Source organism: Streptomyces sp. WM6386 (assembly GCF_000972385.1).
Lineage (GTDB): Bacteria > Actinomycetota > Actinomycetes > Streptomycetales > Streptomycetaceae > Streptomyces.
On sequence record NZ_JXTE01000189.1, the window covers coordinates 1 to 1,322 of the forward strand.

Consider the following 1,322-nt stretch of genomic DNA (forward strand, 5'->3'; position numbering starts at 1 on the left):
GCACTGCTCAACCACTTCGCCCCACTGCTCACCGACCAGGGCGACGCCATCGCCTGGCTGACGGACCGGCTGTCGGGCAAGAAGGCCGCCTCCAACTGCTGGAGCATGCCCGCACAGCTCTGACCGGCCGACAGCGCTCACGCCGGCTGCAGATAGCGGGCCAGCAGGTCGTCCAGCGTCACCATGCCCGTGAGGCCGCCCGTCGCGTCCCGGACGACCGCCAGGGAAGCACGGTTGCGGCGCAGGAGCTCGATCGCGTCCGCGACCGTGGTCTCCTGCGTCACCTCCGGTACCGGCCGGGCCAGAGCACGGGCATCGGCGGCCCTGGATCGGGCCCGGGCCACCAGGGCGTCGCGGGCATGGACGGAGCCGAGGACGGCGCCCGCGTCCCGCACCAGCAGGCGGGTGCGGTCATGGTCGGTGGCCAGGCGCAGGATGTCGTCGATGCCCGCGTCACCGTCGACCGAGGTGATCTCCGCGGCCGGGATCTGGAGTTCCCCGACGGGCGTCTCGGGTTCGACGAGCGAGCGGGTGAGCAGCTCCGAGTCGCTCTCGCTGATCAGTCCCAACCGCTCGGACTCCTCGACCAGGTGGGTGAGCTGTTCGCGGTTGTGGACCGAGGCGAGTTCGTCGCGCGGGGTGACCCGGCACAGCCGTACGAGCGCGTTGCTCATCCGGTTGAGCACCGCGATCAGCGGGCGTACCGCCTTCACCACGGCGCGGAAGGGCGGGGCGAGGAGCATCGCGGAGCGCTCGGGGTGGGCGATGGCCCAGGACTTGGGGGCCATCTCGCCGAGCACCATGTGCAGGAACACCACGACAACCATCGCGAAGGCGAACGCGATGCCGTAGCTGAGGGCACTGGGCAGGCCCAGGTCGTGCAGGAGCGGGTCGAGTTCGTGGGAGATGGCCGGCTTGGAGACCGAGCCGAGGCCCAGGGTGCAGACGGTGATGCCGAGCTGGGCGCCGGCCAGCATCAGCGACAGCTCACGCATGCCGGCCAGGGCCGCCCTGGCGCCGCGCTGTCCCTGCGCGACGGCCTTCTCCATGCGGTGCCGTTTGGCGGCGACCAGGGCGAACTCGGCGGTGACGAAGAATCCGCTGCCGATCAGCAGCAGCACGGTGACGAAGAGCGCCATCGGGAAGCTCATGACTGTTCCTCCGCCACCTTCTGGATCCGGGCTCGGTCCGGCACGTGCCGGTCGAGCGTGCGTACGTCGATCAACGCGCGTCCTCCGTCAAGGAGTTCGACGGTGAGCCGGTCGCCGATGGCCGGAAAGCGGCCCAGACGGTCCACGATCAGACCGGCCACGGTGTCGTAG

General features: G+C 70.5%; 3 protein-coding genes. 1 reads left to right on the forward strand and 2 read right to left on the reverse strand.

Annotation, left to right across the window (positions count from 1 at the left end; all coding sequences use genetic code 11):
- Positions 1 to 123: lipase family protein (locus tag TN53_RS47065; protein WP_159038259.1), on the forward strand; the 123-nt coding region annotated here is incomplete at its 5' end.
- A 14-nt stretch (positions 124 to 137) separates the two neighbouring features.
- Here the strand turns inward: TN53_RS47065 and TN53_RS40620 are convergent.
- Positions 138 to 1,151, reverse strand: coding sequence for a hemolysin family protein (locus TN53_RS40620; RefSeq protein WP_046263901.1), 1,014 nt, complete (start codon positions 1,149 to 1,151; stop codon positions 138 to 140).
- The coding region (locus tag TN53_RS46190) for a transporter associated domain-containing protein (protein ID WP_324609652.1) at positions 1,148 to 1,322 on the reverse strand (175 nt) is incomplete at its 5' end. The genes TN53_RS40620 and TN53_RS46190, both read right to left, overlap by 4 nt.

Excerpts from the sequence above, each read along its gene's own strand:
- TN53_RS40620 (WP_046263901.1), bottom strand. The coding sequence starts at position 1,151 with ATGAGCTTCCCGATGGCGCTCTTCGTCACCGTGCTGCTGCTGATCGGC.